A 12,999-nucleotide genomic window follows, 5' to 3' on the forward strand; every position below is an offset into this window, starting at 1 on the left:
AGGCGACGGCGCCCAGCCTACTGGGCGGCGCCGCTGGCGGTCGGGGCCGACGCGGCAATGGCGGCGAACTGCTCCACGGTGAGTGACTCCCCGCGCGCGCCGGGGTCGACGCCGGCGGCGGTGAGTGCCGCGGCGGCCCGGTCGGCGCCGCCGGCCCAGCCGGCCAGGGCGGCCCGCAGGGTCTTGCGGCGCTGCACGAACGCCGCGTCGACCACCGCGAAGACGGCCGGCCGGGGTACGTCGGCGCGGGGCGGCTCGCGCCGGGTGAAGGCGACCAGCCCGGAGTCGACGTTCGGCACCGGCCAGAAGACGTTCGGCGGCACCTTGCCGGCGGCCCGGGCGCGGGCGTACCAGGCGAGCTTGACCGACGGGATGCCGTACACCTTGGAGCCGGGACCGGCGACGAGCCGGTCGGCGACCTCCTTCTGCACCATCACCAGGCCGTGCCGCAGGGTGGGCAGCTCGGCGAGGAGGTGCAGCACCACCGGCACGGCGACGTTGTACGGCAGGTTCGCCACCAGCGCGGTGGGGGCGGGTTCGCCCAGCTCGGCGGCGGTGGCCCGGAGCGCGTCGCCGGGGTGCACGGTGAGCCGGGCGGCGTCCGGGCCGGCGAACCGGGCGGCGGTCTCCGGCAGCGCGGCGGCCAGCGCCGGGTCGAGTTCCACGGCGTGCACGTGCGCGGCGACCGGGAGCAGGGCCAGGGTGAGAGAGCCCAGGCCGGGCCCGACCTCCAGAGCCACGTCGTCCGGGGCCAGCCCGGCGGTGGTGACGATCCGGCGCACGGTGTTCGGGTCGTGCACGAAGTTCTGGCCGAGCTTCTTGGTCGGCGTCACGCCGAGGCGCGCGGCGAGCTCCCGGATCTCCGCCGGGCCGAGGAGACCGGTCACGCCCCGTAGCGTATGCGGCCGGGCCGGGATGCAAGGAGGGGCCCCTTCTTAACAGACGTCCGTTTAGAAGGGGCCCCTCCTTTCACCACGGGCCGAAGGCGCGGTTGCCGGTCGCGGAGATCGCCGCGCACAACTCGTCGAGCTCCGTCCCGGTGGTCTCGGCCAGGAAGCGGACCGTCAGCGGGATCAGGTACGACGCGTTCGGCCGGCCCCGGTGCGGCATCGGGGTCAGGTACGGGGCGTCGGTCTCCACCAGCAACTGGTCGATCGGGGTGACCAGGGCGGCCTCGCGCAGCGCCCCGGCGCTGCCGAAGGTGACCGTGCCGGCGAAGCTGAGCAGGTAGCCGCGGCGGACGCACTCGCGGGCGAAGTCGGCGTCCCCGGAGAAGCAGTGCAGCACCACCGTGTCCGGGGCGCCCTCGTCGTCGAGGATCCGCAGCACGTCGGCGTGCGCGTCCCGGTCGTGGATGACCAGGGCCCTGCCGTACCGCTTGGCGATGGCGACGTGCGCCCGGAAGCTCTCCTCCTGCGCGGCCCGGCCCTCGTCCCCGGTCCGGAAGAAGTCCATCCCGGTCTCGCCGATGCCACGTACCCGGTCGCGGGCGGCGAGGGTTTCGATCTCGCGCAGCGCCTCGTCCAGGTCGGTCAGGCGGGGTGCCTCGTTGGGGTGCAGCGCCACGGTGGCGAGCACCGCGCCGTAGCGTTCGGCGACGTCGGCGCTCCAGCGGGACGACTCGACGTCGACGCCGACCTGGACCAGCCGGTCCACGCCGACGCCGGCGGCCACCGCGACGGCCGCGGCCACCGGGTCGTCGGCGGGGCCGCCGCCGGGTACGCCGGCCTCGCTGACGGTGATGTCCAGGTGGGTGTGGCTGTCCAGCACGGGGACGGGCAGCGCCTCCGGGGCGGGTGGGAACTCGCCGGCCCGGCGGGCGGCCCGCTGCTTGCGGGTTTCGGTCTGCTCGGTCATCGCGGCCAGCATCACACACCGCCCGGGGCCGCCGTCTCCGGACCGCCATCGACTGTTCACATACTCCACATCTATCGCGCTTAGCGTCGCAGGGTGACCGTCACCCCTCAGGCCAGCGGGGCCGCCCCGGAGCGCACCGGGCTGCGCGTGACGTACGAGGGCCGGGTGCACCCGGCGGAGGAACTCGCCCGCGGCGCGGCGTACGAGCTGTTCAGCGCCGAGGAGGTGCCCGGCTTCGAGTGGGCGCCCCGGCCCGGCGTGGCGTACCCGTGGCGGAAGTTCGTGCACGTCACCGAGGTGAGCGCGGTGCAGGGGGCGGCCGAGCCGACCGAGGAGGCGGACTCGCCGCTGCTGATGCCGGTGCACCGGGAGCGCGGTTGGGCGCACCTGCACCAGCTCAGCCAGCAGCCAACTGCGGCCGGCGACCCGACGCTCGCGGCGGTGCGCGCGTCGGCGGTGATCCGGCCGGGGACCCGGATGGTGAAGGTGCTCTCCGCCCGGCAGCTCGCCGGCTACGTACGCGGCTGGCTGCCGCACGGCTTCTGCTACCGGGAGCACGACGTGGCGCACCTGCGTACGCCGGCCGGGATGGCGGTGCTGCGCGGCGACGGCGACGGCGGCGACGTGGCGTACGCGCTGCGCTGGCGGGCCGCCGACCCGGCCGACTACGACATGCCGGTCGGCCCGGCGCACCTCGGCCTGACCGGGTTGCCGCCCCGGGACCGGCTCGGGCCGCCGGTGCTGGGCACCGGGTTCGTGCCGAGCAACGCCCAGCTCATCCCCGAGTTCGTCACCCGGGACTTCGCCGACCTGCCGATGCCGGCGAACGCCACCCTGCTCGCCTACCCGGCGGAGGGGGTGGAGGTGGTGCTCTACAGCTACCAGGCGGAGCAGCGGGGCTGGCTGCGCATGGTCGGCCCGCAGTGGCGGCACCTGCTCGCCGCGGTGCCCGGCCTCTCGCCCGACCAGGAGTACGTGCCGACCGGCGATGCGCCCCGCTCCACCCAGCTCGTCGGCGCCTACGGCGGCGGCGAGTACGAGGCGGTGGCCGACCAGCCGGGCGGGTTCCGGGTGCTGGCGATGACCCGGGCGGCCCGGTACCCGGTGGAGTCGGCGGCCCGCCGGCTGCGCCAGGCCAACTGGCGCGGGGTGCCGTGCCTGGTGCTGCGGGAGGAGTCGGGCTGGTTGCGGCTGCGGCTGCGTCATCCGGATCCGGAAGCGGTGCTGACCACCGGCGCGCAGTGTCACGAGCGGGGCATCTACGAGACCTGGGCGCCCGGCGTCGAGCTGACCGACGACCAGGTGGTCACCCTGCCGTACCCGGCGGAATAAGCGGGGGCGTCCCGGGAATGCGCGGGGTCCGACAAGCACCCAGGCTCAGGAGACCGCAATGCCCTTCATCACCGTCGGCACGGAGAACTCCGCGCCCATCGACCTGTACTACGAGGACCACGGCTCGGGGCAGCCGATCGTGCTGATCCACGGGTTCCCGTTCAACGGTGCGACGTGGGAGAAGATGTCCGTCCCCCTGCTCAACGCCGGGTATCGGGTGATCACGTACGACCGGCGGGGATTCGGCAACTCCGCCCAACCCACGTTCGGCTACGACTACAACACCTTCGCGGCCGACCTCGACGTGCTGATGACCGAGTTGGACCTGCGCAACACGATCCTGGTGGGCCACTCGATGGGCACCGGCGAGGTCACCCGCTATCTGGGTGCGTACGGCTCGGATCGGGTGGACCGGGCGGTGCTGATGGCCCCGCTCGCGCCGTTCCTGTTGAAGACGCAGGACAATCCCGAAGGTGTCGACAAGAGCCTGTTCGACGGGTTCCAGCAGGCCATCATCCAGGACCGGTTCGCCTATCTGACCCAGTTCTGCGAGGCGTTCTTCAACTACAGCGAGAACAAGGGCAAGTGGGTGAGCGAGGAGGCGCACCGGGCGCACTGGGAGATCGGCGCGCGGGCGTCGGCCAAGGGCACCCATGACTGCGTCGACTCCTGGCTGACGGACTTCCGCGGCGACCTGCCGAACATCAACGTGCCGGTGCTGATCATCCAGGGCGACAAGGACAACGTGCTGCCGTACCCGAAGACGGGTCAGCGGTTGCAGAACATGCTGTCCGACGTCCGGATGGTCACCTTGAAGGGGGCGCCGCACGGCATCCCGTGGACCCACCCGACCGAGGTCAACCAGGCACTCATGCAGTTCATCGGCGCGCCCTCGATGGCCCGCGCCTGACCACGCACGCGCCGCGGCCCCCCGGGGAATCCCCCGGGGGGCCGCGCGTGCCTGCTTCAGCCGGTCAGCCGGGCCAGCTCCTCGTCGACGATGGACGGGTCGAGCTTGCGGAACACCGGCTTGGGCGCCGCGAGCGGCCGGCCGGTCTCGATCGGTACGGACTCCCAGCGCGCGCCGATCGTGTAGTCACCGGTCAGCACCGGGTACGCCGGCCCGCCGTCGAGGTCCTCGACCTCCTCGATCACCGGCATCGGGGCGTGCACGCCGGTGCCGCCGAGCAGCTCGTGGATCTTCTGCGCGGAGTGCGGCAGGAACGGGGTGAGCAGCGTGTTGGCGTCGCTGACCACCTGGAGGGCGACGTGCAGGATGGTGCCCATCCGGGGCTTGTCGTCCTCGCCCTTGAGCTTCCACGGGGCCTGCTCGGAGAGGTACTTGTTGGCCTCCGCGACGACCCGCATGGCCTCGCCGATGGCCTGCTTCTGCCGGTGCCGGGCGATCAGGTCGCCGACGGTGGTGAAGCCGGCCCGGGCGGTGTCGAGCAGCGCCTGGTCGGCCTCGGTGAGCCCGGCCGGGTCGACCGGGGGGATCGCGCCGAAGTTCTTCGCCGCCATCGAGATGGACCGGTTGACCAGGTTGCCCCAGCCGGCGACCAGCTCGTCGTTGTTGCGCCGGAGGAACTCCGCCCAGGTGAAGTCGGTGTCGTTGCTCTCCGGCCCGGCGACCGCGATGAAGTAGCGCAGCGCGTCGGCGTCGTACCGCTCGAGGAAGTCCCGGACGTAGATGACCACCTTGCGGGACGAGGAGAACTTGCGCCCCTCCATGGTCAGGTATTCGCTGGAGACCACCTCGGTGGGCAGGTTGAGCCGGCCCAGCTCGCCCGGCTCCCCGTCGCGGGAGCCCTCCCCGGAGTAGCCGCCGAGCAGCGCCGGCCAGATCACCGAGTGGAAGACGATGTTGTCCTTGCCCATGAAGTAGTAGCCGCGGGCGTCCTTGCCCTCGCCGTCGGCGGACCACCACCGGCGCCACGCGTCGGGGTCGCCGGTGCGGCGGGCCCACTCGATGGAGGCGGACAGGTAGCCGATGACCGCGTCGAACCAGACGTAGATCCGCTTGTCGGGCCGGTCACGCCAGCCGTCGAGCGGGATCGGCACGCCCCACTCCAGGTCCCGGGTGATGGCCCGGGGTTGGAGGTCGTCGAGCAGGTTGCGGGAGAACCGCAGCACGTTGGGGCGCCAGCCCTCCCGGGTGTCCAGCCACTGCCGCAGCGCGTCGGCCAGGGCGGGCAGGTCCAGAAAGAAGTGCTCGGTCTCGACGAACTCCGGCGTCTCGCCGTTGATCTTCGAGCGGGGGTCGATCAGGTCGATCGGGTCGAGCTGGTTGCCGCAGTTGTCGCACTGGTCGCCGCGGGCGCTGTCGTAGCCGCAGATCGGGCAGGTGCCCTCGATGTAGCGGTCGGGCAGGGTCCGCCCGGTGGACGGGGAGATCGCCCCGGTGGTGACCTTGGGGACGATGTAGCCGTTGCGGTAGAGCCCCTGGAACAGCTCCTGCACCACCGCGTAGTGGTTGCGGGTGGTGGTCCGGGTGAACAGGTCGTACGACAGCCCCAGCGCCCGCAGGTCCTCGGCGATCACCCGGTTGTACCGGTCGGCCAGCTCGCGCGGGGTGACCCCCTCGGCGTCGGCCTGCACCTGGATCGGGGTGCCGTGTTCGTCGGTGCCGGAGACCATGAGCACGTCGTGACCGGCCATCCGCATGTACCGGGCGAAGACGTCGGAGGGAACGCCGAATCCGGATACGTGGCCGATGTGGCGCGGGCCGTTGGCGTAGGGCCAGGCGACCGCGGCGAGAACGTGACTCATGAGCAGCAAGCCTAGTGATTGCCGTGGGCCACCTGCGAACCAATAGGGCGCGTCCCACGACCCGACCCGGACAGGCCGCCCGATTTGTCGCCGACAAGCGGCCTGAACTGCCCGGCGCCCGGGCCGTTCGGTTCAGCTGTGCACGACCGTGTAGACGTCGCGGCGGCGCAGTCCGTACTCGGTGGCGACCTCGGTGATGGCGTCGCGCCGGGACAGCCCGGCCGCCTCCCGCTCGGCCACCGCGGCGCGTAGCGTGTCGTCGTCCGGCCGGGTCGCGGCGGCCGGCGGGGCGCCCGCCACGACCAGGGTGATCTCGCCCCGGGGCTCGCTCTCGGCGGCCCAGCCGGCCAGCTCGCCCAGCGGCCGGCGGACCACCTCCTCGTACGTCTTGGTCAGCTCCCGGCAGAGCGCGGCGGGCCGGTCCGGGCCGAATTCGGCGGCCAGGTCGGCCAGCGCGCCGGTGATCCGGTGCGGCGCCTCGAAGAAGACCAGCGTGCGTTCCTCGGCGGCGAGGGCACGCAGCCGGGACCGGCGGGCGCCGGGCGTGCGGGGCAGGAAACCTTCGAAGCAGAACCGGTCGCAGGGCAGCCCGGAGAGGGCCAGCGCGGTGGTCACCGCGCTCGGGCCGGGGGCCGCGGTGACCGGGACGCCGGCGTCGATGGCGGCCCGGACCAGCCGGTAGCCGGGATCGGAGACGCTGGGCATACCCCCGTCGGTGACCACGGCGACGGTGTAGCCGGCGGCCAGCACCTCGACCAGCTCGGGGGTACGCCGCTCCTCGTTCCCCTCGAAGTAGGAGACGATCCGGCCGGGCACGGTGACGTCCAGGTCGCGGGCCAGCCGGGTGAGCCGCCGGGTGTCCTCGGCGGCGACCACGTCGGCGCTGGCGAGCACCTCCCGGAACCGGGTCGAGGCGTCGGCCGGGTTGCCCAGCGGCGCGCCGAGCAGCACCAACCGGCCAACCTCGGACATTTCACCCACGGGGTGCACTCCTTCATCGAGGGCCGTACCAATCTCGGAGACGACGGGCGCCACCGGGCACCTTCGCAGCCTACGATCGCCGGGTGACGAGTGCGTCGACAGCACAGAGCGCGATCGCGGGTCGGGCCGGCTCGGACCGGGCGACCGCCGGCGAGCCCACCGGCGACCGGGCCACGACGAGTGGTGCGGGCAACGTCCCGGCCATCGTCCGCCGACGACTCGCCACCGTCGACGCCCGCCTGGACGGGCACGCCTGGCTGGCCACCGCGGTCGTCGTGGTGATCGCGGCGATCCTGCGCTTCGTCGGGCTGAGCAGCCCCAAGGGCAAGATCTTCGACGAGACCTACTACGCCAAGGACGCGTACGGGCTCATCGACCGGGGCGTCGAGTGGAACTACAAGGACAACGGCCCGTCGTACGTGGTGCACCCGCCGCTGGGCAAGTGGCTCATCGGGCTCGGCGAGTGGGCCTTCGGCTACCAGGACCCGGAGACGAACATCTCGGTGCCGGGGCACCTGATGACCACCGCCCCGGAGTTCGGCTGGCGGTTCGCGGCGGCCGTCGCCGGCACCCTGTCGGTGCTGATGCTGGTCCGGATCGGCCGGCGGATGTTCCGCTCCACCACGCTGGGCTGCGCGGCCGGGCTGCTGCTCGCCCTGGACGGCTTCCACCTGGTGCTCTCCCGGGCCGCCCTGCTGGACATCTTCCTGCTGCTGTTCGTGCTGGCCGCGTTCGGCGCGCTGGTGCTGGACCGGGACGCCCGGCGACGCCGCTGGGCCCGGGCGCTGGACGCCGGGCTCGACCCGTCGGCCCGGGGTCGGGCCGGCCGGCCGCCGTCGACCTGGCGGGACTGGCCGTGGTGGCGGCTGGCCGCCGGAGTGCTGCTCGGCTGCGCCTGCGCGGTGAAGTGGAGCGGGCTCTACTTCGTGCCGGCCTTCGCGCTGCTGGTGATCTTCTGGGAGGTCGGCGTCCGCCGGTCGGCCGGCGTCCGCCACCCGTGGCGGGACGCCCTGCTCGACGAGCTCCCCTGGCTGCTGCTGGCCGGGGTGCTGATGGTCGGCACCTACCTGGCCACCTGGTCGGGCTGGCTGCTCAGCGACGACGGCTACTACCGCCTGGCCAGCCGCTACCCGAACACGCCGGGGCTGAGCGACGCCCCGGTCATCGGGCCGCTGATCAACCTCTGGGAATACCACCGGGCGGCGTACGGCTTCCACGCCCAACTCGACGACCCGCACAAGTACCAGTCCTGGCCGTGGCAGTGGCTGCTGCTCGGCCGGCCGGTCGCCTTCTACTGGGCCGGTGACGGCAACTGCGGCGCGCCGCAGTGCGCCTCGGAGGTCCTGCTGCTCGGCACCCCGCTGCTGTGGTGGTCGTTCCTGCCCGCGCTGGCGGCGACGGCCTGGCTCGGGTTGGCCCGGCGGGACTGGCGGGCCGGCGCGATCCTGCTCACCGTGGCCGCCGGGCTGCTGCCCTGGTTCTGGTTCGCTCTCGACGGCCGGACGATGTTCTCGTTCTACCTCGCGCCAGCGCTGCCGTTCCTGGTGCTGGCCGTGGTCTACGTGCTCGGCGCGATCATCTCGCCCGCGCCGGCCCCCGGCACGGCCGCTCCGCCACGGAGCGGGGAGGAGCTCTCCGACCGCCGACTGGTGGGCGGGATCGTCGCGGGGGCGTACGTGCTGCTGGTGGCCCTCTGCTTCGGCTACTTCTACCCGATCTTCGTGGGCCAGCTGATGACGTACGCGGACTGGTCCGCCCGGATGTGGCTGGACGGCCGCTGGATCTAGCCCTGGCCCCGGGGCGCTCGCTCGCCCGCGGCTCGGCGGATCTCCCGCCGGACCGCGGATTCCGGTTGCGCGCGACGGAACCTGGCAGGACCGGGGGTACGAAGAAGCGCGCCCCGATCGCCTGCCACGGGGGAAGCGGGCGATTGGGGCGCGCAAGAAGAGCTTAACCACACTCCCGCACTCGCACAACGGGTCGTTCCCGGTCAGATTCTCGACCGATGCGCCACCACCTAAATGGTTTACACCGGACAGGTAACGACCCGTCACTCCGTCAAGACAGTACGCATTCCTTACCGAGACGAGGTTTGACTCGATCAGCGCGGGCGTCACCCCGATGATCTTCCGAAGTGGATCTCACACTTCGCCCGGTGATCAACAAGAGACGGTCGGCCGAGCGCGGCGGCCATCGGGGGGCGATGGTCAGGAGGTACGCGGGCTGCGTGGCACCCAGCCGATGAACCGGTCCTGGAGCGACGGCGTCGAAGCGGTGTGCAGGTCGTGCGTGGCGGCGGCGAGGCAGGAGCCGAGGTAGACGCTCAACGAGGCACGATCGGCCCGGTACTCGCGCAACAGCCGGCTGCGCTTCGTGACGCAGGGCCACTCGTCGCCGCAGGTGCCGCAGGTCCAGTCGGGGGTCAGCGGCGCGTGCTCGTCCGGTTCGGATCCCGACGGCGTGGCACCAGGCGTCATCGGGCGGTCCTCTCGTCAGTGGACTTTTCGCGTGTGGACATTCGCGCCCCCGCAACGCCCGTACAGCGTGCCGCCACGCTCCGGCGTTACATCGCTCCGGTACGTTCACCGTCCATGGCCGCCACACACCTCGCCCACCTACGCCGCCCCGGGGAGCCGGGCGGTGCGTGATCTGCTGCCGCCGGCCGTCGCGGTGGCCGTGGCCGACGCCGGGGACTGGTCGGGCGAGCTGCTCCCCGCCGAGCGGGCCTGCCTGAGCGACCGCGCGGTGGCGGGCCGGCGCCGCGACTTCACCGCCGGCCGGGTGTGCGCCCGCCGGGCCCTCGCCGGGCTCGGGCTGCCGACCACGGCGGTCACCTCGGCGCCCGACCGGTCCCCGGTCTGGCCGGCCGGGGTGGTCGGCACCATCACCCACACCCGGAACTACTGCGCGGCCGCCGCCGCACGCGCCGCCGAACTGCGCTCCGTCGGCATGGACGCCGAGCGCCGCCGCGACCTCACCGCGGGGGTACGCCGGAAGGTGTGCCTGCCCGAGGAGGAGGCGGAGCTGGCCCGGCTGCCCGCCGGCGTCCCCTGGCCGACCGTACTGTTCAGCATCAAGGAGACCGTCTACAAGGTGTGGTACCCGGTCGCCCGGACCTGGCTGGATTTCGCCGACGCCCGGGTGACGCTGGACCCAGGGGGCGGGCACGTTCACCGCCCTGATCGCTCCGGCCCGGGTCGCCGCGGCGCGGATGACCGCACCGCCGACGTCGATCGCCGGACGGTTCGCCGTCGACGCCGATCTGGTCCGCAGCGCCGCCGTTCTGGGACCCGGGTGAGGCCGACGCGGTGGCCTTGCTGGTGACTTGTACGGTCGTTCCGACTGAAAATCTCCGATGGTGCCAAGGAGTACGGTGAGTCACCCTCAGCCTCCGTTCGGACCGCAGGATCCGAACCAGCCCGCGGAACCGCCCACGCAGCCGTTCCCCACCGCGCCGATGCCGCCGGTGCCGACCAACCCGTACGCGCCGCAGCCGCCCACCTCGGGGGCTCAGTACCCGCCGCCGCAGCCGCCCACCTCGGGCGCGCCCTACCCGCCGCCGGCCGCCGCGGGCGGGGCGTACCCCCCGCCGCCGCCGCCCGGGGCGCCGTACCCGCCGGCCAGCGGCCCGTACCCGCCCGCGCCCGGCCAGCCGTTCGGCGCGCCACCGAAGAAGTCCAACAAGGGCCTCTGGATCGGCCTCGGCGTCGGGGCGCTGGTCCTGCTGCTGCTCTGCTGCGGTGGCGGCATCTTCGCCATCTACAGCGGAGCGAAGAAGACGCAGGACGCCATCGACAGCCTCCCCACCCCGGGGATCACGAGCGGGCCGTTCGACGACACCCCCGCCCCGGGCGAGCCGCAGTCCACGCCGGAGGCCGGCCAGACCGACGGCGAGACCTTCAACATGGCGCCGGGCGACACGCTCATCATCAACGACGACGACGGCACCATCGAGATCACCGTCAGCAACTTCCGCACCAAGAAGGACTCCTGCCAGCAGTCCATGCCTGGTCCGAAGAAGGGCATGTTCCTGATCGCCGACGTGACCGCCGAGGTCACCAAGGGCACCGGCTCGGTCAACCCGTTCTACTTCCGGTGGAAGGGTGCGGACGGCAGCGAGGAGAGCGGCATCTCGGGCGCCTTCTCCGGCTGCGGCAAGCTGCTCACCTCGGGCAACGACCTGCCGACCGGCACCAAGCGCGCCGGGCAGCTCGTGCTCGACGTGACGGACAAGAACGGCGTGGTGGAGTACCAGCACAACTTCCGGCCCGCCGGTTCCTGGAAGCCCTGAACCGCGACGCCCGTGACGGAAGCCGGTCCCACCCGGGACCGGCCCCCGTCGTACGCGGTGAGCCGGGTGGGGCCGGCAGGCCGCAACCATGCCGTCAAGGACGCCGCCGAGCGCGGAGGACGGCGTCCCGGAACATGACCTCCCGGCCGTCGTGCCCGACCACCGGTCGGGACCTGACCTCGGCGACCAGCACGTCCCACCGCTCGGGGTCGAGGCCGGCCGCGAGCTCCTCGGGCGTGACGTGCGACCCCGGGGCGTGCGGCGACGACTCGGCCGGGGCGTGGCCGAAGACGAGCAGCGTGCCGCCCGGGGCGACCGCCGCCGCCAGCCGGCGGAGCAGCCCCTCGTGCCCTCCCGCCGGATGCACGTAGCTCGCGCAGACCAGGTCGAAGTGCTGCCCGGCGGCGGCGGGGGTCCACGTGGTCAGGTCGGCCCGCACCCAGTCGACCCGTCCGGTGTGGTCCTGCTCCCGCGCCCGCTGGAGCGCGGCGGCGGCGATGTCCACCGCCGTGACCCGCCAGCCGCGCTCGGCCAGCCAGCGGGCGTCGGCGCCCTCGCCGCAGCCCGCGTCCAGCGCCGTGCCGGGCGGCAGCTCCCCGACCTCCGCCACCAGCTGCGGGTTGGGCCCCCGGCCAGAACCGCCGGAGTGCCGGTACCGCTCCTCCCAGTACGCCCGGTCGAACACCGTGCCCTCCTCCCGACTCACCAACCGTGGCGACGGTCGCCCGCCACCAGTTCACCCACCCGCGCCTCGGACCCGGGTGAGAACGGCTCCCGGCGGGCGGCGACCGCCTGCCGGGTCTCCTCGGCCACCAGGTCACCGTTGATCTGCGCCCCGGCCAGGGCGCCCGCGGCCGCGGCGGCACCGACCTGCGCGGCCGGGTCGGTGACGTTGCCCGCCACCCACACCCCCGGCACCTCGGTCCGGCCGGCCGCGTCGGCCGGGACGTGCTCGCCCATCCCCGACGGGTGTTCCGCGGTGCGCAGCCCGAGCGCGGCCAGGAACCCGGCGCGCGCCACCATGCGGGAGGCGACCGCCAGCGCCTCCCGGGGGATCAGGGGGCCGTCGGCCAGGCGTACCCCCGCCAGGCGGTCCCCGACCACCTCCAGCGACGCGACCTCGCCGCGCACCACCCGGATGCCCCGGGCGGCGAGCTGCTCCGCCTGCTCCTCGGTCGGCGGCACGGTGTGGGTGAAGTACGTGACGTCCTCGCTCAACTGGCGGAACAGCAGCGCCTGGTGCACCGACATCGGCCCGCTGGCCAGCACGCCGATGGCCCGGTCGCGGATCTCCCACCCGTGGCAGTAGGGGCAGTGCACCACGTCCCGCCCCCACCGGTCGCGCAGCCCCGGCACGTCCGGCAGCTCGTCGACCAGCCCGCTGGTCACCAGCACCCGGCGGGCGCGCGTCGCCCGGCCGTCGGCCAGCGTCACCAGGAAACCGTCGCCGTCCCGGGTCACGGCGTCGACCTCGCCGCACACCACCTGGCCGCCGTAGCCCCGAACCTCCGCCCGGCCGCGCTCCAGCAGCTCGGCCGGCGGCATCCCCTCCCGGGCCAGCAGCCCGTGCACCCCGTCGGCCGGGGCGTTGCGCGGGGCGCCCGAGTCGATCACCACCACCGACCGCCGCGCCCGGGCCAGCATCAGCGCCCCGTTCAGGCCGGCGGCGCCGCCACCGATCACCACCACGTCGTACCCGTCTCCGAGCTGCTCGGTCACCATGACCACCTCCCACGGCAACGATGCGACCGGTACGCCGAGACTGGCAA

At 73.4% G+C, this 12,999-nt stretch carries 11 protein-coding genes and 1 pseudogene; 5 read left to right on the plus strand and 7 right to left on the minus strand.

Features of this window, described 5'->3' with window-relative positions:
* Window positions 1-17 precede the first annotated feature (17 nt).
* Together rsmA and Q2K19_RS07415 are read right to left on the minus strand one after the other, a co-directional pair.
* Window positions 18-887 carry a 16S rRNA (adenine(1518)-N(6)/adenine(1519)-N(6))-dimethyltransferase RsmA gene (gene rsmA, locus Q2K19_RS07410; RefSeq protein WP_302768747.1) on the minus strand — a complete coding sequence of 290 codons (870 nt, stop codon included), beginning with the start codon at window positions 885-887 and terminating at the stop codon, window positions 18-20.
* A gap of 82 nt (window positions 888-969) precedes the next feature.
* On the minus strand, window positions 970-1,869 hold the full coding sequence (locus Q2K19_RS07415) for a TatD family hydrolase (RefSeq protein ID WP_302768749.1): 900 nt from the start codon (window positions 1,867-1,869) through the stop codon (window positions 970-972).
* Between the two features lie 81 nt (window positions 1,870-1,950).
* Here Q2K19_RS07415 and Q2K19_RS07420 point away from each other — a divergent pair, with 81 nt between their 5' ends.
* The gene (locus Q2K19_RS07420; protein ID WP_302768751.1) at window positions 1,951-3,189 is read left to right on the plus strand and encodes a hypothetical protein; all 1,239 of its coding nucleotides are present in this window, start codon (window positions 1,951-1,953) and stop codon (window positions 3,187-3,189) included.
* 58 nt (window positions 3,190-3,247) lie between these two features.
* Window positions 3,248-4,099 (plus strand): alpha/beta fold hydrolase, encoded by an 852-nt coding sequence (locus Q2K19_RS07425; protein WP_302768754.1) that lies wholly within the window; start codon window positions 3,248-3,250, stop codon window positions 4,097-4,099.
* 56 nt (window positions 4,100-4,155) lie between these two features.
* Here Q2K19_RS07425 and metG read toward each other — a convergent pair whose 3' ends face one another.
* Window positions 4,156-5,958 (minus strand): methionine--tRNA ligase, encoded by a 1,803-nt coding sequence (metG, locus tag Q2K19_RS07430; protein WP_302768756.1) that lies wholly within the window; start codon window positions 5,956-5,958, stop codon window positions 4,156-4,158.
* Between the two features lie 132 nt (window positions 5,959-6,090).
* Window positions 6,091-6,930: a 16S rRNA (cytidine(1402)-2'-O)-methyltransferase gene (gene rsmI, locus Q2K19_RS07435; RefSeq protein ID WP_446839761.1), complete on the minus strand. Its 840-nt coding sequence runs from the start codon at window positions 6,928-6,930 to the stop codon at window positions 6,091-6,093.
* A 92-nt stretch (window positions 6,931-7,022) separates the two neighbouring features.
* Here rsmI and Q2K19_RS07440 point away from each other — a divergent pair, with 92 nt between their 5' ends.
* Window positions 7,023-8,726, plus strand: coding sequence for a dolichyl-phosphate-mannose--protein mannosyltransferase (locus Q2K19_RS07440; protein ID WP_302768761.1), 1,704 nt, complete (start codon window positions 7,023-7,025; stop codon window positions 8,724-8,726).
* A gap of 420 nt (window positions 8,727-9,146) precedes the next feature.
* Here the strand turns inward: Q2K19_RS07440 and Q2K19_RS07445 are convergent, their stop codons facing one another.
* The gene (locus Q2K19_RS07445; protein ID WP_302768764.1) at window positions 9,147-9,416 is read right to left on the minus strand and encodes a hypothetical protein; all 270 of its coding nucleotides are present in this window, start codon (window positions 9,414-9,416) and stop codon (window positions 9,147-9,149) included.
* Between the two features lie 163 nt (window positions 9,417-9,579).
* Between Q2K19_RS07445 and Q2K19_RS07450 the strand changes: the two are divergent.
* Both Q2K19_RS07450 and Q2K19_RS07455 read left to right on the plus strand, forming a co-directional pair.
* A pseudogene (locus Q2K19_RS07450) lies at window positions 9,580-10,237 on the plus strand (4'-phosphopantetheinyl transferase family protein).
* 75 nt (window positions 10,238-10,312) lie between these two features.
* Entirely contained in the window at window positions 10,313-11,230 is a 918-nt protein-coding gene (locus tag Q2K19_RS07455) for a hypothetical protein (protein WP_302768767.1), read from the plus strand.
* 94 nt (window positions 11,231-11,324) lie between these two features.
* Here the strand turns inward: Q2K19_RS07455 and Q2K19_RS07460 are convergent, their stop codons facing one another.
* Complete coding sequence (locus tag Q2K19_RS07460) at window positions 11,325-11,936, minus strand: class I SAM-dependent methyltransferase (RefSeq protein ID WP_302768769.1); 612 nt, start codon at window positions 11,934-11,936, stop codon at window positions 11,325-11,327.
* Window positions 11,933-12,949, minus strand: a complete 1,017-nt coding sequence (locus tag Q2K19_RS07465) for an NAD(P)/FAD-dependent oxidoreductase (RefSeq protein ID WP_302772326.1) — start codon at window positions 12,947-12,949, stop codon at window positions 11,933-11,935. The genes Q2K19_RS07460 and Q2K19_RS07465 overlap by 4 nt, the downstream gene beginning before the upstream one ends.
* Window positions 12,950-12,999 lie beyond the last annotated feature (50 nt).

The sequence above is a fragment of the Micromonospora sp. NBRC 110009 genome (assembly GCF_030518795.1).
Classification (GTDB): Bacteria; Actinomycetota; Actinomycetes; order Mycobacteriales; family Micromonosporaceae; genus Micromonospora.